The following is an 18,015-nucleotide window of genomic DNA, read 5'->3' on the forward strand; positions in this document are numbered from 1 at the left end:
CTGGTCAAACGGAGGCGAGCTTTCCGAACTTTGCCGCCAACGATTCGGCTTCAGCGCAGTGCATGCTGCTAATTTAGGCGGGGTCTATCGCGTCCTTGAGCTTGCTCAGGAATGCCACCAGGGCATCCTCCGGCCGATCGGCCTCGTCGGTCAGCATGTCGATACCCCAGCGTCCGAGAACCGCTTCCTGGACGACGCTCGGTTGCGGCATGAAGACGAACGATTTCGGACGATTCCTTTCATAACCGGACCGGCGCCAGGTTTCCCAAAGCCGATACAGCAACAGGCGGATGTTCATGTCTGACATGCTGTAGCCGATGAACAGGACGGTGCGCCCCAATGCGTCGGCGCGAAACTTCACGTCCAACGGCGACTCGAACGACAGCCGCTCGAAATAGTCGGACTCCGCCAGAACCAGCGATGCGTCGTCGTCGAAATCGCCGTGGTATTTAATGATCTGGGTAACCTCGCCGTTCACCTTGGCGATATCCTTGGCATTGGCGACTTTTACGAACGCGCGGTCGTGGACTTCGAACGCAACCTCAAGGTTTCGATCATAGTTGGTGGTGTAGATGATCGGAAAATCGAGTGACACGATCAGCTTGTGGATCGCCGATCCCTTGACTTTTTCCCGCGAGACGCTCCATTCGCGATCCATCCAACTGCGCAAGGGGCCGAGACTGCCATGTTTTAGCCGGTAATATTCGGCAAGAGCCTGGTAGCTGGACTCGGGCCTGTCGACCACGTCTCGCTCGAGGCCGAGTTCATCCACCATATGCTCGATGAGCTTCTCCCAGGATGGCAGGCCGACGCTCATCGACACCCCCGCCCCGACGAACAGGATCGCTCGTCGCTCTTTCACGGATTGAGCCAGTTGCTCAAGTGCAGACGGCATGGCCAACTCACCGGGCAATGATCCAACACAACTGCGAACGGCGTCCTCTGTTCCGGAGAAGCCGGATCAGCGCCAGATCTGTTCAGAAAATCGGGTCTGTTCAGAAATCGGGTCTGTTCAGAAAATCGGTCTGCTCGGAAAATCGGGTGTGTTCAGCAAATGCGGCGCAGACTGGAACCGCTGAGCCAGATCGAAGTTTGGTTGCCAGGGAGACACCATTATGGCCGCACGACGAGATCAGACCAAAGCGAGAGGCGATATTCAGGCCGGCGCGACACAGGATAAGACCCCGGGGTTCGACCCTGCCGCGGCACCTGAAAAGACCGACGCCGAAGCGGCCGGCGTGCCAAATCCTGTCGCCGAGGCTCGTCCACGGCGACAGCCTGAGTTCACGAATGAAGCAAGTTTCGGCGATGCGATGCGGCCGGCAGGAAGCGAGCCTGGTCTTCAGCCTGGCAAGAACTGGCCGGTGCTGGTGATTGCGGCAGTCGTTCTCGTAGCGGCCGCGGCCTTCGTGCTAGCAGCCATGCTGCGCTAGCGAGGTAGGTTTCGAGAGCTTATCGGCCCCCGAACATGAAACGGGCACAGATATACGTGAGCCATCCCCCGTGAACTTCCGTAAGGATCTGGCCGGATCCCCGCGCTGCCCTATCACGCCCGGAAGCATAGCTCAGTTCGGTGAGCGCCGTGATGAACCTAGCCGATCTTGCCGAAGATCGAGCCGATGATGCCACATGACGGCAGGTAGATGCCGAACAGCGCCGAGGCCATAACGTGGATGGCACCCAAATAAATCGATTCACCAATTCACAAGCCACTCATGATCATTTTCCCGACTGCCAAAAGGCTCGGGTAATAGCCGCTGTACTTGGGCAGGCTACCGGGCATGTCCAGCACACGACGGTGATAGAATATATCCATCCGAACCGGCGGCAGCCGGGCCCCGGGCTCGAAATTGCTGGTCGGGATGAACATCACCTTGAACGGCCCAAAGCCGGCAACCTCCACAACCGGCTTGCCGCAAGTCCGGCAGACCCCGCGATTGAAGTTCGGCGGCGGACGGTATTTCTTGAATGAAATGTTGCCGGCGTTTTTCAGCACGACACCCTTGGCGCGAACGGCGACCACATCCGCGAACGGTTTGCCGTTGAACGCCTGGCAGATCAAACAGTGGCACCGGAACCTGGCTTTCGGCGACGTATGCACCTCGAACGAGCAAGCGCCGCATTCGCAGGAGCCGTGTAGCGGCAACGATGGGTCGGTGGTCATGTGCTGATGCTCCTCGGTTTCATTGGAAAACGGAATTCCGATCACCGAAGCATCATATTGAGGATGGTATCGATCGGTTGTCTGAACGGGGCGTGCGAGGAGACTGCCTAGCCGATCTGCGTCGGTGATTTTTTGCGATTGCGTTCATGGTCCACTCCGATGTAGACAGGAGAAACTTTCACCCTTGATGTAGCCGCTTAAGTAGCCACTGTCAACAATGTATTCACAAGAAACTTTGAGGTACCATGCAGGACGCACCCAACCGCCCCTATCACCACGGTGATCTCCGCCGTGCGGTTATCGAGACGGCGTTGGATATGCTTCGGGAGGAGAAGGGCTGGCAGTTCACGCTGCGGGAAGTCGCCCGCCGGGCTGGCGTAAGCCACGCGGCACCCTATAAGCACTTCCCCGACAAGGCCGCGCTGCTTGCGGAGATCGCAATGATTGGGTTCGACCGGCTGCGCGAGTCCCTATCGGCAGCGAAGTCTGAAGCGCCGAAAACTCTGCGCGACGAAATTACTCCGATAGCTCGAGCCTACGTCGCGTTCGGAACGGACAACCCGGCTCTCTACCGCCTTATGTTTAGCGCGGAGGAAGGGAAAGCGGTGGGCATGCATCTCAATGAGCGGGCGCTGGCGGTATTCGATGTTCTCCTCGAAATCCTCCGGCGCGGCCAGGCCGCGGGGAGCATTCGCAAGCGGCCGATAGAAGGTCAGGCGGCAGCCGGCTGGGGGCTCATCCACGGCATGACCATGCTTGCGATCGATGGGCTCCTGGTGCCCGAGAAGGTTGGATCGGCGCCCTTGGATGCGGCCTTGAGCACACTGTTGGAAGGGCTGGGGAACCCAGCAACACAACACTAGCTGGCGCCATCCCGTTCGCCCTATAATCCGCCTACCGTATATCTGTGCCCCTTTATTGTTCAGGGGCCTTATTCGTACCCGAAGGCAAAATCATTGTGCGCATCGGTCGCGGCGATCACAGCCTGGCCGAAAGCGACTGCGATCTGGTTCAGGGCACTGACCAGGTCGCCTATGGCATACACCCCATCGACCGAAGTCCGCTGATGCTTGTCGACGACGACATAGCCCTCGTCGCAGTATTCGATGCCCATTGCCAGCGCGAGTTCGGAACGCACCCGGCATCCCATCGCCGGATAGATGACGTCGAAATGGCGCATCTCGCCGTCCTTGAGGACGGCCTGGTAGCCGCTGTCGGTGGGAACAAACTTTTTGAACGCGTCGCAAACAGCAATGTTCTCTTCCATGGCCACGCGCCGTGTGCTGGCGGAGAAATCTGGAAGATAGCGTGCGAGCATTGTGACGTGCTGCGTATACTGCTTGAGGAACAAGGCCTCTCGCAGCACCTGCGCCTCGTGACCGATGACCGCGACCTGACGATCTATGATTTCGTAGCCGTCACAAACCTGGCAAAGGCGTACGCTGCCTCTGGCGATGGCCTCGCGCAGACGCGGAATTGCAGGCACGACGTCGACGATACCTGTCGCCAGAAATACCTTGCGGGCGACGATCCGCCCGCCGTTGGTCTCGGCGCCAAACCCGCCTACGGTCGGCTCGACGGATGACGCCTGGTCTTGGACCAGTGTCGCTCCGAACTTGGCGGCCTGGGCGCGAAGCCGCCGCAGAAGATCGGGACCACTGATCCCTTCCGGAAATCCCGGACAGTTGCGGCTTTCCGCAATCAGCATCGCGCGCGATTCACCCGCGTCGACCACGACGACCCGATGACGGAACCTGCCGAGATAGATAGCCGCCGCCAGCCCCGCAGGTCCACCGCCAACAATGAGAACATCCGCTTCAGTCGCGGATGAGGCTGAATGTCGGCGTTTGCGCGCGGGTTGATCCATCCGCGCCGAACGCATTCATGGGAAAGATGTTCCAGTGCCGAAATCGAGCCACGAAATCTGTCGCGGCAAGGCGTTACCACTCGATCGCCGGCCGCGCGATCATCAGCCAGAAAATCCCGAGGACGGCAGCAAAGGCGGGAAAGCCGAAGGCGAACCACAGCCAGAAAAGCCTGATGTACCGGGCCGGCAGCGGGGTCCCCGTTTTGGCGGCTTCGGACGCCAGATTGCGCATCTCCATCTGCATCCATACCACCGGCAGCCAGAATGCGCCGGTGACGATGTAAAGCGCGATGGACAGCACGATCCAGCCTTCGGAGAGCGGGTAACCCGCCTGCCAGGCGAGCGCGACGCCGGTTATCGGCTGCGCCACGACGGCAGTTGCCGTGAAGAGAAAATCGGCGACCACCACGATGCGCGCCACCGCCGCAATTGTTGCCGCATTGCCGGTCCTGTGGGCGAGAAGCATGAAGAAGGCAATGCCGGCGCCGGTGCCAAGCAGCACGCTGGCACCGATGACATGCAGGTATTTCAGCACGAAATAGAGCATCAGCGCTCCTCCAGGATCGCCAAGGCGACGAAATGAAGGACGATGATCGGCAAGACCTTCAGGAATGGCCCAAGCGGTTCGTTCCACAGGTCCGGGCGCAGGAAAGTGCCCACGACCAGGTAGAACAGCGAGAGCGCGATGCCAGAGTAGAGACCTTTTCGCGCCGTTGGCCGCCAGGCTATGAGTGCGCCGACGACGATGTCGGCAAGAGCGCCGGCGATCACGGCAGGCGCCGACAACATGCCAGCCCCCGTGCTTTGCATGAGGTCGATCCCGTTGCCGTAGCCAGTGGTCAGCGACACAATCCCTGTCATGATCCAGAACACCGGCAGCACGACGAAGATTGCAGGCTTGATGACATAAAGCCCGGCAAACCATTTTTCCTGCACCGTCGCAGGATTGAGCGCGAGGAACTGCGCCAGGCTTTGTGGCCGCATGCCGGTCAGGGAAATCCAGTCCGAGGGATCTCCGAGCGCGCCCCGTGCGATCTCCCTGGCGGCATTGGTGCGCATTGGAGGCCGCCAGCCGAGCATCGCGGCAAAATCGCCGAGGCGGTAGAGAAGCCGCGCACCCCATCCCGGCAAGTCCAGCCTGGCTGCAGGAGCCCAGCCGAGCCAGCGGCGGAAACTACCGACGATCTCATCCATGGTCAGCTGTTCGGGACCGGCAAGCTCCAGCGCGACACGAGACGGACTGCCGGGATTGAGAAAGAAGAGCACAGTCGAGACCACATCCTTGAGTTGCACAACCTGCAGCCGGCCGGTATCTGGCATTGACGGCAGGACCGGCAGCGAGGCCAGCCCGCGAAACAATGCACTGGCCCCAAACACAGGCCGGCCGAGCACCACGGAGGGGCGAAGGATTATCCAATCGAGGTCAAGCGCCATCAGCGCCTGATCGCCGGCATATTTCGTCGCCGAGAACGACGAAGGCTGTGCCCGATCCACACCCATTGCCGAGAAGTGGATCACCTTGGCAACACCGGCCCGCGCGCAGGCGAGAAAAAGAGCCGCCGCCGCATCGCGATGGACTTGCCCGGTCTTTTCGCGCGGGCTGTCCTGCAGAACGCCGGCACAGTTCACCACGGCATCGACGCCAGTCAGATGCGGCAGCCAATCTTCAGGGCGTAGCGCGGCGGCCATATCCAGCACCAACGTTTGATAATCACGGGCTGCATTTGCCCGAGGGCTACGGGCGATGCCGACCACCTCATGTCCTTCGGAAACGAGGCGGGTGCAGATCGAAGCGCCGATCAAGCCGGTGGCTCCAACAACGAGAATTCTCATCGGACCCCGATCTCCGGTAGCCACAAGATCGTCGCCGTTCTATTCGGCGCGGATCTCCTCCATATCATCGATGTCTCTCTGGCGCTGCGAAAGCACACGTCTTCGGGCATCTGCTCAGGGTTGATGATCAGGCATTCAAGTCGAAGGCGGTGACGTCTACTGCTGTTTATGGTGCGCGCTTGCAGCTTTGCTCCCACACAATTGTCCTCCCGAGGCCGGATGACCACGGTCTCTAACTCGAGGGCGCGGAATCCTCACAACGGCTGCTTCTCCGACCGAAACGCTGGGGCTGGTCCAGCTCTAGTGGTAGAAATCTGACGCTTGATACCCGGTGCGGATTACCTGTTCTGACCCAAAACGGAAGTTCGCTTCCGCTCGGTCGAGCTCACGCCCATACAGCATCGGTGGCTTCACTGTCGGCATTGCGAATGGCAGCAATGCGCCTGATTTTCGGTCGTTAGGCGGAGTTTGCCTCCGGCCAAAAGCAGACGATACCGGCTACCAGCCTGAGCCTGCAGTTGCACTGAAAGTTGCCTTGGTGATATGTAAATGTATGATATCGGACTTGCAGCCAATGGCCTTTCGGCACGTGGATCGAGTGCAATGAGCAGCGATGAGAAAAACAGCATCGCCCACATCGATCTGCGTAGACAAATGCATACGCAAATTCCAATATGATGGAAACTGCGGACGGTTTACTGGACGAGCCCCCGGCGTGGGTCGAGCGTCCCTTCCAGCTGATACATAGCTGCGGCCCTGCACCTTCATCTCCCACCATACGCCCGCCAATTAAACCAAAGGGGATCGAAAGTGACCAAGCTTGTTTTGAATCGCCGAAACACACTGCAATTGCTGGGAGGCAGCGCTGGCGCCCTGGCACTGCCCTACATCATTCGGCCGCTGCCATCCTGGGCGCAATCGAACGTGCTCAACGTGACCACCTATGACAAATTCTTGCCGCAGGAATTTCTCGACAAATTCCAGAAAGACAGCGGAATCAAGGTCAACGTCCGCCTGACCGACGATCAGGGCAAGCAGTACAATTTGCTGGCGGCAGAGGGTGCCAACCCTTCGACGGACATGGTGACAGTGGCTGGCCACAGATATTCGCAGTTCATCAGTTCGAACCTTCTGCAGGCTCTCGACACCGGCAAGATCCCGAATTGGAAAAACTTGAACCCCGCCTATCAGAACGCGCCTTGGGCTCAGGTCGACGGCAAGCTCTGGGGCCTGCCGATCCTCGCCGGCTATGAGGGCCTGGCCGTCAACACCAATTACGTGAAGGACCCGCAGAGCTGGGACGTCATGTTCGACCCTCAGTTCAAGGGTCTGACTTCCTACATTGTCAGCGACTTCATGACGATCACGATGCAATATCTCGGCTTCGACGGCGACTTCGTAAGCTACACGGACAAGCCCGAGGAGGCTTTGAAGGCCACCAATGCCGCGCGCGATCACCTGATCAAGCACAAGGACATGGTGCGCAAATATTACGACGCGGGTTCGGAAGTGCAGCAGATGTTCATCAACGAGGACATCTATCTCGGGCACGCATGGTCGGGTCCGGCCGCGAAGCTCATTGCCGACGGCCATCCGATCAAGCTGTCGGTTCCGAAGGAAGGCACATACGGTTTTTGCTATACGCTCAATGTCGTCAACAACGCGCCCAATGCAGAGAATGCCTACAAGCTGCTCGACGCGATCCTGGCAACCCCGGAGGTCGGCGCCTCGATGCAACGCCAATCGGGCTTCGCCTCGACGATTTCCGGCGTTCCGGAGGCGCTGACCGACATCGAGCGTGCGGCCGGCACGCTGCCGCAGGAACAGGTCGAGCGCATCGTCTTCTTCTCGCCGGTCAACCGCGACATGAAGAACGAGATGATCGACAAGGCGACCGCCGAAGTCAAGGCAGCCTGATCTTCTCCTAAGAGTCGCCGCCCGCGATCATTTGCGGGCGGCAACCATCAATCGTCCGGCGGGGTCGGGCGCCTCCTTGCGCAGGTGGACAAATAATGGCTAGCAACTCGACCCTTGCCCGTGGCGGAGCGATGCCAGCTGTCACCGCGCCGGCGTATTCGACGCGGCTTTCCGCACTCTTCAACTCGGGTCTCTACCAGTCGACGCTTGGCGCGCTGGTCTCAAACAAGACGACGCGGATGGTGCTGCTTGCGGCGGTTCCGATCGTGTGGATCGTCATGATGCATATCGGGCCGATTTACCAGATGCTGAAGATCAGCCTGCTCAGCAACTATCCGATCCAGCATGGCCGCGCGCCAACCTTCACCTTCGCCAATTACGCGATTTTCTTTTCCGAGCCGCTGTATTTCATGCCGCTCATTCGCAGCTTCGTCTATGCGACTTCGGCGACCGCGGTGACGCTGCTGGTCGTCTATCCCGTCGCTTACTATGTGGCGAAGATCGTGCAGCCCGATCGCAGGTCGAAGGCGCTGCTGCTTCTGCTGGTGCCGTTCTGGGCGGGCGAGCTGATCCGGACCTTCTCCATCATCATGCTGCTCGCCAATCGCGGCGCCCTCAACGTTTTTCTGCGCGACATTGGCATGATCGACCGGCCGATCCCTCTGCTTTATACGCCGTTCTCGCTGGGTTTTGGCCTGGTCTACCTGATCAGCCTCTACATGCTCCTGCCGCTCTACTCGGCCATCGACAAGATCCCCAAACATCTGCTCGACGCTGCAGCCGATCTCGGCGCTGGGCCGTTCACGCGCTTCAGGCGCATTGTGCTACCGTTGTCGCGCGACGGCATCGTGTCGGGATGCTCGCTGGTGTTCCTGACCTCGATCGGCGTCTTCGCCACGCCGATGCTGTTGGGCGGCCCAACCACCGTGCTGTTCCCTGAGACGATCAGCGGCTTCTTCCACGGCGCCAGCGACAAGTGGCCTGTCGGTGCAGCCTTTGCCATGATCATGCTGGTCTCGGCACTTACCACCGCTGCCATCTTCATGCGGATCGTTGGCGGTAAATCGACGAGGCTGATGTGATGCGCACGATGCTTGCCGACGCGCCGCGCACCGCGTTGACGATGGCCTATTGGGGCTTCGTGCTCTACCTCTTCCTTCCGCTCACGCTGATGATGGCAATGAGCTTCAAGAATGCCGCCTTCATCGCCTTCCCCATTGGTGACTGGACCTTCGACTGGTACTTGAAGGTTATGCAGGACAAGCCGTTCCTGGAAGCCTGCGCCTATTCCGTGCTGGTGGCGGGGCTCACCACGCTTGCGGCGACGGTCATCGGCGTGTGGATCGCGATGCTGATCGCAACGACCGAAGGGCGCTGGGGCGCCGTGCTGTTCGCGCTCGCCTGCCTGCCCGCGGTGGTGCCAGGAATGATTTCCGCCATTTCGCTGCGCATCTTCATCAGCACCATCGACATGCCGACCGGCACGTCCGCGATCGTGCTTGGCCACACCGTTCATGCGGTGCCTTTCGTCGTCGTTATGGCGCTGACGAGGCTGCGCTCGATGCCGGCCAACCTGGTCGACGCGGCACGAGATCTCGGCGCCGACAGCGTCGTCGCGTTCTTCCGTGTCACCCTGCCTTATCTGGGGCCTGCCATCGGCGGCGGCATGATCTTTTGCATCCTGTTGTCGATCGACGATTTCGTGCGCACCTTTTTCCTCGGCGGCTATCGCCCGACGCTGCCGATGCTGATTTTCGCCAAAGTCCAGGGCGGCATGTCGCCAGAGATCAATGCGATGGCGACACTGGTGCTGCTGGTGACCGGGGCGGTTGGACTTTACGCCGAATATTACACACGCCGTTCGAGGAGCCGCTGATGGATCCGGTCGTTCAATTTCAGAATGTGACCAAGGCCTATGGCCAGGCAGTCGCGGTCGATGATCTCAACCTCACAATCCAGGCCGGCAAGTTCGTCACGCTGCTTGGGCCGTCCGGCTGCGGAAAGTCGACCACGCTGCGCATGCTCGGCGGCTTCGAAATCCCCAATTCGGGACGCATCCTGCTGGCCGGAAAGGACGTGACGCGGCTACCGCCGAACAAGCGCAACGTCAACATCGTCTTCCAGGACTACGCGCTATTCCCGCACATGAACGTCGCGCGCAACATCGCCTTCGGGCTCGAATTGAAAGGGCTCGATTCATCGGCGATCCACAAGCGCGTCATGGAACTGCTGGCGCTCGTGCAGTTGCAGGACTACGCGGCGCGCATGCCGTCGGAGCTGTCCGGCGGGCAACGACAGCGCGTCGCGCTGATGCGGGCGCTGGCGCCAGACCCGCAGGTCTTGCTGCTCGACGAACCCTTGAGCGCGCTCGACGCCAAGCTGCGCCAGCAGATGCAGATCGAGCTCAAGTCGATCCAGGAGCGAACAGGCAAGACTTTCCTGTTCGTCACGCATGACCAGGAGGAAGCGCTGACCATGTCGGACCAGATCGTGGTCATGAACAATGGAAAGGTCGAACAGATGGGCGACCCGCATACTCTGTACTCGCGACCGCAGAGCGTCTTCGTGGCGAACTTCATCGGCGACGCCAACCTGCTGCGGGCCAAGGTGGTTGGCGCGGACGCGCAGGGAACCGCCCTGACCTGGAACGGCAGGCAGGTCGGCGCACTGCCCAGCGCGCATGCGATGAAACAGGGCGACTCTGTCCTGATCGTCGTGCGGCCGGAAGCGCTTCGCTTCTTGTCCGTGCCGAGCGGCGAGGGCTTCGCCGGCAAAATCAGAAAGCGTGTCTTCAAAGGCAACCACACGTCGATGACGATAGAGGTCGACGATGGTAGCCAGTTGAACGCGCTCGTCCATCCCGGCGAAAGCGAAGCCATTTCCGGCGAGGATGTGTGGCTAGGCTGGAACCCGCGTGCTGCCACCGTCATCCGTGACGAGTCTGCCGCGGGATGACCAAGGTTCGCCACACCGACATGGCGGATAGCCTGGAAAAGCTCGCTCGACGTGTTCGGGACGATCTGGCGTGTCTGTGCGCGCCACCAGTCAACTGGGTGGCGCCGAGAGCGCCAGCAGACGGCCGGCCGGTGCATGACGTGGTGGTAATCGGCGGCGGCATGTGCGGGCTGGTCGCCAGCTTCGCGCTCCAGAACGCCGGCATCAGGAACATCCGCATTTTCGATCGCGCGCCGCGCGGGCTCGAAGGGCCATGGGTGACCTATGCCCGCATGGAGACGCTACGCTCGCCGAAACAGCTGACCGGTCCCGCCTATGGTATGGCCTCACTGACGTTTCGGGCGTGGTTTACCGCGCAGTTTGGCGAAGGTGCATGGGAAGCGCTCGACAAGATCCCGCGGCCGATGTGGATGGACTACCTGCGCTGGTACAGACAGGTGCTTGCGCTGCCAGTCGAGAACGACGTCGATGTCAAGCGGATCGTTCCCGAAGGCGATCTGCTGAGGCTTGATCTGGCTGGAACCGGGCGACGCGAGGACGTCGTGCTGACGCGCCGCGCCGTGATGGCGACGGGACGCGACGGCACTGGCCGGCCGAACATACCCGACTTTGTGCAACATCTGCCCAAGACGCTTTGGGCGCATTCGTCCGAGACGATCGACTTCGCCGCGTTGAAGGGCAAACGCGTCGTCGTGATTGGCGTCGGTGCTTCCGCTGTTGACAATGCGGCCGAGGCGCTGGAAGCAGGCGCCGCCGAAGTGCGGCACCTCGCGCGGCGACGCGAGATGCCGACCGTTAATAAGCTGATGGGTATCGGCTCGATAGGGTTTACGGCAGGCTTTCCCGACCTGGGCGACGACTGGCGCTGGCGCATCATGCACTATTCCTTCCAGACGCAGACGCCCGCGCCGCGCGGCTCGACCTTGCGGGTCAGCCGTCACGCCAACGCCCATTTCCATTTCGACGCAGGCATTGACCGGGTCGATCTTGCGAATGGTGCGCTGGAGATCACGACGACATCCGGCAAGGTGCTGGACACCGACTTCATCATCCTCGGAACCGGCTTTATCGTCGACCCTTTGGCGCGTACCGAGCTCGAAGGATATGCCGACCGCATCGCCCTGTGGCGCGACCGCTACCAGCCCCCGGCCGGACTGGCAAACGAGCAGCTCGGCGCCTTCCCCTACCTCGCCGACGATTTCAGCTTCATCGAGCGCAATGCGGGCGAGGCGACGTGGCTGTCTCGCATCCATTGTTTCAACTATGGCGCCAGCGTGAGCCTCGGCAAGACCAGCGGTGACATCCCCGGCATCAGCGAGGGCGCAGGCTGGCTGGCGCGGGCCATTGCCGCCAAGCTCTACAGCGAGGACATCGAGGTCCATTGGCAGCGACTGCTCGACTACGAGACGCCTGAACTCAAAGGCGACGAGTGGACGGCGTCCGAGCTTCCCGACCGCGGCTTCGATCGACCATCTCAGAAGCGAGGTGCGCTATGAACGATGTCGTTCTGCGCCTGTCAGGAATCGATCCCCAGAGCGAACTCGCCAAAGTCATTGCCAAACGCGCCGACATTTTCGAGCTGACGGAAAAAACCCATGACGCGGCCTTGCGTCCCTCCGATCCCGGTGGCCTGTCGCATGCGATGCGCGCGGCCATCGCCTGCCGCATCGCCAGCCTGAACGACGATGCGGCGTTTCGCGACCATTTCGGCGCGATGCTCGATCAGGCCGCTCCTGATGAAACTGAGCGGCAGGTCAGTGACCTCGACTTTAGAGCTAGCGACCCCCGCATCAGCGCGTTGATCCGTCATGCCGACCTGGTCGCGGCCAACCCGCGCGCGGCGAGCGGCAGAGATATCGAACTGTTGCGCCAGGCTGGTATCGTCGAGGCGGATGTCGTCCGTCTCTCCGAACTGGTGGCCTTTGTCAGCTACCAGATCCGGGTCGTGGCCGGACTGCGACTGATGAGGCAATCGGCATGACACGCGTGTTGCAGGATTTCACCACCAAAGTTCCGATCTGGAAGCCGCATGTCATGCCGGTCGATCTGGATCATGCGACGCCAGCGCAGCTGGACGCTTTGCAGGTGACGCCGTCGAACCGAAAAATCTCAGACTATGTGCTTGTTCTGGCGCATGATGCCGAGACGCTGAAGCACCGGTCGCCGCTGTTCAATGGCATCATGTATAATCGCGGTGGCATGTCACGCGCCGAGCGCGAAATCGGCGCGGTCGGTGCCTCGCTGGTCAACCGTTGCATCTACTGCGCCGCCGTCCACGCGGAGCGCTATGCCCAGCTTTCCAAAGACGAAACCTCCATCGGCAAAATCTTCGCTGACGGCGTGGATGCCGAGCTTGCGCCCAGGCTATCGGCGATCCTGCAATTCGCCGTCAAGCTTTCGCAATGTCGGCCCGCGGCCGACGGCGAGGACCTTGCGCGGCTGAAGGACTGCGGCCTTGGCGACGAGGAAATCCTCGATCTGGTGCTTTCGGCCTCGCTGTTCGGCTGGGCGAACCGGTTGATGCACACTCTTGGGGAGCCGGTCGCGGAATGAACCAGCCGCCCGCCATAAGGCCGCGCCTGCAGATGCAGCGCAAGTGCGCAACCTGACGCTGGAGGAGCTTGCCTTCGACGTCACCAGGCCCGCGTCGACGAGATAGAAATCGAGCACATCGAAAGGCATGACATGCGAGTTGGTATCGTGGGCGCCGGGTCGATCGCGTTTGGAGTTGCCTGTCTGCTGGAGCAGATGGGACATCAGGCCATGCTCTGGTCGCCATCGGGCGAGCGCACGAAGGAACTCGCGACGGGCAAGGCGCTCACCGCTTCCGGCGCGATCACGGGAAAGTTTCATCCGAAGGTCGCAGCAGGTGCTGCCGACCTTGTGGACGGTGTCGAGGTAGTCGTGGTCGCTCTGCCCGGCTATGGGCACAAGTTCGCATTCGACGCGATTGGGCCGCATGTGCGTGCCGACCAGACCGTCATCATCAGCTCGCACGCCTCGTTCGGCGCGCTCTATCTGTCGCGCGAACTCGCGGCACACGGCGTGACGGCAACCATCATTGCCTGGGGAACCACAGTCGTTGCAGGACGGCAGAAGGGCCAGGCCGAAGTCAATGTCTCGACTGTGCGCAAGAAAGTAGACATCGCCACTGTTCCCCATGCGCGCGGCACCGAAGGCCTGGCGCTGTGCGAAAAGCTGTTCGGCGATCGCTTTGTCGACCGTGGCAGCCTGATGGCAATCGCGGTCAGCAACCTCAACCCGCAGAATCACATGGGGATCGCGCTCTGTAATCTGACGCGCATGGAGCGCGGCGAGACCTGGAGCCAGGGCCAGAACGTCACGCCCAAGGTTGGACGGTTGCTCGAGCAACTCGACGAGGAGCGGCTGGTGATCGCTGCCGCGCTCGGGCAGGACGTGCGCACCATCTTCCAGCACTTCCATCTTTCGTTCCACGTGCCGCTGGCCTCGATCTCGCAGATGAACCAGGCGATGCATGAAGCCGGCAATGGCGGGCAAGGACCGACGACGGCGGACAGCCGCTATGTTCTCGAGGACGTGCCCTTCGGTCTGGTCGCAACAGCCAAGCTGGGCCGTCTCGTCGGCAAGCCGGCTGCGTTGCATGAATCCGGTATCCAGATTTTTTCGGCGCTTTATGGACGCGATTTCGTCAGCGAGAACGATCTTCTCCCGGCGCTGGACATTGACGCTATGTCGCTCGACGATCTCTGTCGGCTTTCGCGCGACGGCTACGGTCTCCCGGCCTGACATGGAAGAAGCGCCCCACCCAACGGGGGCCATGGACTGGAACCGCCGGGTGGTGACGCTGGCGCTTCCGATCATTCTGGCCAATCTCGCGCTACCGATACTTGCCATGGTCGATACGACCGTGGCCGGGCACCTGAGTGGCCCTCAGCACCTCGGTGGCGTTGCGCTGGGCGGCATCCTGTTCAGCTTCCTGTTCTGGAGCTTCGGTTTCCTGCGGATGGCAACAACGGGTCTCGCTGCGCAGGCCTACGGAGCCAACGACCATGTCGAATTGCGCAAGCACCTCCTGCGTGCCTTGCTGATCGCTACTCTGTCGGGCGTCGTGATCGTTTGCTTGCAGTGGCCGATCATCAGCGCAGGCATCACTCTGATGGGCGGCAGCGGGGCGGTGCAGCATAGCGCGGCGGACTACGCTTATGCGCGGATTTGGTCGTCGCCGGCGTCGCTGGGCAATTTTGTGGTGCTCGGCTATCTGCTCGGCAGCCAGCGCGTGTCCTTGGCACTGGTCCTGCAGATCGGCATGAATATTCTCAATCTTGCGGCTACTCTCTTTCTCGCCATTGGCCTGAATTGGGGCGTCGCCGGCATCGGCGCAGGCACTGCAGTCGCGGAATGGGCGACATTCCTCACAGCGCTGCTTTTTGTAAAACCCTTCAAGGGAATGAACCCGGCGATACTTGGGGCCATCCTCAACCGGGCAGCCTTCGTAAGATTGTTCAGGGTCAACATAGACATTTTCCTGCGCAGCTTCTTCCTGCTGGTCTCGTTCGGCTGGTTCACGCGTGCGGGAGCCGCCGAAGGCGACGTCGTACTGGCTGCGAACGCGGTACTGATGAACCTGCACAGCTTCATGGCCTACGGCCTCGATGGATTCGCGCATGCGACGGAAGCGCTGGTCGGCTCGGCCATAGGCTCCAAGGACCGGACGGCATTGCGCGGCGTGATCAGGGCTGCGGGCATCTGGTCGCTGGCAGTGGCGCTGCTGTTCTCACTGTCCTACTGGTTGGCGGGCGATGCGATCGTCAGCCTGCTGACCGACCAGCAGGCAATCAGGGAAACGGCAGCCAGGTTTTTGCCCTATGTCGTCATCCTTCCAATCGCGTCATTTGCAGGCTTTCTCCTGGACGGTGTTTTCATCGGAGCACTGCGAACCCGCGAATTGCGCAACAGCATGTTCCTGTCGACCGTGGTGTTTCTCGCGGTTGCCTGTCTGCTGCAGGCTTCATTGGGAAACCACGGGCTTTGGATCGCGATGATCGCGTTCATGTTGTTTCGCGCCGGCGCGCTCGGAAGTTATCTCGGCCGCATATTGCGAGCTTAGTTCCTGGTCGGCCAGACCGAGTGAGTGTCGTCGATTACGAATGGGTGCGAATGCCGGCGGCCGTGCGCCTGGACCAGATGCGGATGATCGATGGGGAGGTCGTCATGATCGTGCTCCACCACCTCCGGATCGGCCGAGGGCCAGAGGCTCAATGCCAAACCCACCGATGCCGCGCGAGACACGCGAGGATAATAGCGGCGACCGGCAAGCCAGTCCGCTTCCGGCCCAGACTGCCGGGCGGCAATGCCTCTGGAGGTCATGGATGCGCCCAACTTCGGTCGTTCAGAGCGGCCGCTACAATGTCGGCTGCTTGGGGCATTCATGACATTGAGGCAAAGAGCCACAGCTGCGCACCTTGCCGATGTCGACAGCGACGCGCAGTATATACTTAATGTGGGAGAATTAGAGAGACGTTTATGCGAGGTGCGAAAAAGCAACGCCAATACAGCTGATTAGTTACGACGTAAGTACTCTCGCAGATGTGGTATTGGCCGTCCGGGGATTCCTGTACACGGTCCCGTGGGATGGTGAAATTATGCGGCAAGTAAGTGTAACCACCGTCTATCCTGGACCGTACCGACGACCGAGGTATGGCGCGGCAATCAGAGCCACCGCAACACCTGAATTTCGTCAGGGGGTCAATCCTGTCCTCGTACCAATCATGGGCGCTAGCGGCAGTTGCGGTGGCGATACACATTGCCGTGAAGACGAGGCTTCGCATGGCGTTCCCCAGGTATTTGGCAGGCGCTGCTCTTTCGAGCGTCTATGTATATTAGCGTACCATTAAAAATACCATTGGCCTCCGACCGACTGACGCAGCTCCAGCAAGCGACGCTCGCGTTGAAAGACCACATTGGGTCGGCAGTTCTGGTGGTCGCTCCGGAGTGTCGCGGAGATTGGCATCTCCTGCATCAGCTATCGTGTTCAGGGTAGCAACCATCCTTGGCAGCGGCCTCCAAGGCCGTCCTTACGTCGTCGGGTGTGCCCTCGCCTTCAAGGCCTTAGCTGCCTCCCTCCTCCCTCCACTTCGGCCCCTGCGTGGCCCACTCAAGAATTCCGCAGGCGGCACCTGCGACGTCGCTGCGGCCGCAGGTGAGCCAGGTCGTCGGTCTCGATGTGGACCGGAGGGCTGAAACCAATGTGGGCGTAACCTAGGGGCGGCTAGGGAGCTTTGTCGTCCTTGGCCTTACCAATGGCCTCGAGCAATGAAGCCAGTGTTGGAGGTAATTCTGGATCAACCGCCAGCCCCAACAGCTTGTGTACGTGACGACGATTGTCTTCGGTGCCGATCAATTCGCGAACGGCGTCGGCAAGGGTCTTATGGCCTGCTCTGTCACGCGTTGCCATCTACGGACACCGGAATGAGTTACCATGAGGAACTTCAGGGCGATGGGGGGTTCTCGTCAGCCACCTCTTGCTCTCGCCGCTCAAGCTCCTTCTGAAGCTCCAGAGCTAATGCGACAAGCCTCGGCGACAGGGTTTGATCGCCTTCCAGTCCTAATCGCTTGCGTAGACTCCGACGATTGTCTTCCGAACGGACCAGTTCTCGGAAGCCACGATCGCTCTCTCTGGTTGCCATGACGGTCACCTTTAGCTTTGAACGCAACTCGTCGATTGCTAAAGGGTTCCATGAGGGGCCGGATTATTAGCTAAAGCGCGCGTCGCGGCTGAATGGATCCACGCGACGCGCTTTAAGTTCTTGTTTTATGCATTGTCGTTATCGCAAAGCCGCTGCGCACCCTCGGTTCAAGCCCGAGGGCATGCTTTTGCGCGACATGCATTAGACCTTCCGAGCGGTGATCGGATAACTAAGCGGGATTGAGCGGATACTGCTCGTGCTCATCGAAAGCCACGAACAGGCCCAAAGCGGCAGCGACTTCGAGGATAGCTTCGATCAGATCGTCATTGGATGCGACCAAACCAGGCGCAGCCTGCCGAACCTGGATTAATGCCGCTCTGACCGAGACGGTGTCGCCATAGCCGGCCCTGTTGAGGACTGCGGCAATCGCCTGATCTAGAACTGGACCGACCCTATGGACGATGCTCATCCACCTTCCCCCCCGGGAACGCGAGAGAGTAATAGTAGCGTGTCTGAGGCCGGGATGCAACCCCTGCGCGAAACCACACCAAATCGGCTCTGGTGCTCGGGCGCCAAATGCGAACGGATCAACCCTGAGCGGTCCCACGGCT

General features: G+C 60.7%; 20 protein-coding genes. 12 read left to right on the forward strand and 8 right to left on the reverse strand.

What is annotated here, in order from left to right; genetic code table 11:
• Positions 1 to 73: 73 nt before the first annotated feature.
• Complete coding sequence (locus BQ8794_RS28830; RefSeq protein ID WP_077382120.1) at positions 74 to 895, reverse strand: SIR2 family NAD-dependent protein deacylase; 822 nt, start codon at positions 893 to 895, stop codon at positions 74 to 76.
• On the opposite strand from BQ8794_RS28830, the gene BQ8794_RS35225 reads away from it, so the two are divergent.
• A complete protein-coding gene (locus tag BQ8794_RS35225; protein ID WP_143744737.1) occupies positions 894 to 1,079 on the forward strand; it encodes a hypothetical protein in 186 nt (61 codons plus the stop codon). The genes BQ8794_RS28830 and BQ8794_RS35225 overlap by 2 nt on opposite strands.
• Before the next feature lie 36 nt (positions 1,080 to 1,115).
• Complete coding sequence (locus tag BQ8794_RS28835; protein ID WP_077382122.1) at positions 1,116 to 1,433, forward strand: hypothetical protein; 318 nt, start codon at positions 1,116 to 1,118, stop codon at positions 1,431 to 1,433.
• A 269-nt stretch (positions 1,434 to 1,702) separates the two neighbouring features.
• On the opposite strand, the gene BQ8794_RS28840 is transcribed toward BQ8794_RS28835, so the two are convergent.
• Positions 1,703 to 2,164 carry a GFA family protein gene (locus tag BQ8794_RS28840; RefSeq protein ID WP_077382273.1) on the reverse strand — a complete coding sequence of 154 codons (462 nt, stop codon included), beginning with the start codon at positions 2,162 to 2,164 and terminating at the stop codon, positions 1,703 to 1,705.
• 245 nt (positions 2,165 to 2,409) lie between these two features.
• On the opposite strand from BQ8794_RS28840, the gene BQ8794_RS28845 reads away from it, so the two are divergent.
• The gene (locus tag BQ8794_RS28845) at positions 2,410 to 3,027 is read left to right on the forward strand and encodes a TetR/AcrR family transcriptional regulator (RefSeq protein ID WP_077382124.1); all 618 of its coding nucleotides are present in this window, start codon (positions 2,410 to 2,412) and stop codon (positions 3,025 to 3,027) included.
• 68 nt (positions 3,028 to 3,095) lie between these two features.
• Here the strand turns inward: BQ8794_RS28845 and BQ8794_RS28850 are convergent, their stop codons facing one another.
• The 3 genes from BQ8794_RS28850 to BQ8794_RS28860 are packed head-to-tail and all read right to left on the reverse strand — an operon-like array spanning position 3,096 to position 5,864.
• Positions 3,096 to 4,046, reverse strand: a complete 951-nt coding sequence (locus BQ8794_RS28850; protein WP_244555135.1) for an NAD(P)/FAD-dependent oxidoreductase — start codon at positions 4,044 to 4,046, stop codon at positions 3,096 to 3,098.
• A 58-nt stretch (positions 4,047 to 4,104) separates the two neighbouring features.
• Positions 4,105 to 4,578, reverse strand: coding sequence for a DUF2269 family protein (locus tag BQ8794_RS28855; RefSeq protein ID WP_077382126.1), 474 nt, complete (start codon positions 4,576 to 4,578; stop codon positions 4,105 to 4,107).
• Positions 4,578 to 5,864 (reverse strand): SDR family oxidoreductase, encoded by a 1,287-nt coding sequence (locus BQ8794_RS28860; RefSeq protein ID WP_077382128.1) that lies wholly within the window; start codon positions 5,862 to 5,864, stop codon positions 4,578 to 4,580. The genes BQ8794_RS28855 and BQ8794_RS28860 overlap by 1 nt, the downstream gene beginning before the upstream one ends.
• Positions 5,865 to 6,674: 810 nt before the next feature.
• Between BQ8794_RS28860 and BQ8794_RS28865 the strand changes: the two genes are divergently transcribed.
• From BQ8794_RS28865 to BQ8794_RS28905, 9 genes are all read left to right on the forward strand, one after another.
• Positions 6,675 to 7,781 carry an extracellular solute-binding protein gene (locus BQ8794_RS28865; RefSeq protein ID WP_077382129.1) on the forward strand — a complete coding sequence of 369 codons (1,107 nt, stop codon included), beginning with the start codon at positions 6,675 to 6,677 and terminating at the stop codon, positions 7,779 to 7,781.
• 131 nt (positions 7,782 to 7,912) lie between these two features.
• Positions 7,913 to 8,863: an ABC transporter permease gene (locus tag BQ8794_RS28870; RefSeq protein WP_167378870.1), complete on the forward strand. Its 951-nt coding sequence runs from the start codon at positions 7,913 to 7,915 to the stop codon at positions 8,861 to 8,863.
• Complete coding sequence (locus BQ8794_RS28875) at positions 8,863 to 9,657, forward strand: ABC transporter permease (protein WP_077382133.1); 795 nt, start codon at positions 8,863 to 8,865, stop codon at positions 9,655 to 9,657. Before BQ8794_RS28870 ends, BQ8794_RS28875 begins: the two co-directional genes overlap by 1 nt.
• Positions 9,657 to 10,736, forward strand: a complete 1,080-nt coding sequence (locus BQ8794_RS28880) for an ABC transporter ATP-binding protein (protein WP_077382136.1) — start codon at positions 9,657 to 9,659, stop codon at positions 10,734 to 10,736. The genes BQ8794_RS28875 and BQ8794_RS28880 overlap by 1 nt, the downstream gene beginning before the upstream one ends.
• On the forward strand, positions 10,733 to 12,232 hold the full coding sequence (locus BQ8794_RS28885; RefSeq protein WP_077382139.1) for an NAD(P)-binding domain-containing protein: 1,500 nt from the start codon (positions 10,733 to 10,735) through the stop codon (positions 12,230 to 12,232). The genes BQ8794_RS28880 and BQ8794_RS28885 overlap by 4 nt, the downstream gene beginning before the upstream one ends.
• Complete coding sequence (locus BQ8794_RS28890; protein WP_077382142.1) at positions 12,229 to 12,717, forward strand: CMD domain-containing protein; 489 nt, start codon at positions 12,229 to 12,231, stop codon at positions 12,715 to 12,717. The genes BQ8794_RS28885 and BQ8794_RS28890 overlap by 4 nt, the downstream gene beginning before the upstream one ends.
• Positions 12,714 to 13,289, forward strand: coding sequence for a peroxidase-related enzyme (locus BQ8794_RS28895; protein ID WP_077382145.1), 576 nt, complete (start codon positions 12,714 to 12,716; stop codon positions 13,287 to 13,289). Before BQ8794_RS28890 ends, BQ8794_RS28895 begins: the two co-directional genes overlap by 4 nt.
• Before the next feature lie 132 nt (positions 13,290 to 13,421).
• Entirely contained in the window at positions 13,422 to 14,504 is a 1,083-nt protein-coding gene (locus tag BQ8794_RS28900) for an NAD/NADP octopine/nopaline dehydrogenase family protein (RefSeq protein WP_077382147.1), read from the forward strand.
• 31 nt (positions 14,505 to 14,535) lie between these two features.
• The gene (locus tag BQ8794_RS28905; protein ID WP_210189873.1) at positions 14,536 to 15,825 is read left to right on the forward strand and encodes an MATE family efflux transporter; all 1,290 of its coding nucleotides are present in this window, start codon (positions 14,536 to 14,538) and stop codon (positions 15,823 to 15,825) included.
• Here BQ8794_RS28905 and BQ8794_RS35230 read toward each other — a convergent pair.
• The 3 genes from BQ8794_RS35230 to BQ8794_RS28910 form a co-directional block, all read right to left on the reverse strand.
• Complete coding sequence (locus BQ8794_RS35230) at positions 15,822 to 16,085, reverse strand: hypothetical protein (protein WP_143744738.1); 264 nt, start codon at positions 16,083 to 16,085, stop codon at positions 15,822 to 15,824. The genes BQ8794_RS28905 and BQ8794_RS35230 overlap by 4 nt on opposite strands.
• A 901-nt stretch (positions 16,086 to 16,986) precedes the next feature.
• On the reverse strand, positions 16,987 to 17,172 hold the full coding sequence (locus BQ8794_RS35235; protein ID WP_143744739.1) for a hypothetical protein: 186 nt from the start codon (positions 17,170 to 17,172) through the stop codon (positions 16,987 to 16,989).
• Between the two features lie 461 nt (positions 17,173 to 17,633).
• Positions 17,634 to 17,873: a hypothetical protein gene (locus BQ8794_RS28910; RefSeq protein WP_077382153.1), complete on the reverse strand. Its 240-nt coding sequence runs from the start codon at positions 17,871 to 17,873 to the stop codon at positions 17,634 to 17,636.
• Between the last annotated feature and the right edge of the window lie 142 nt (positions 17,874 to 18,015).

Source organism: Mesorhizobium prunaredense (genome assembly GCF_900156895.1).
GTDB classification, from domain to species: Bacteria; Pseudomonadota; Alphaproteobacteria; order Rhizobiales; family Rhizobiaceae; genus Mesorhizobium; species Mesorhizobium prunaredense.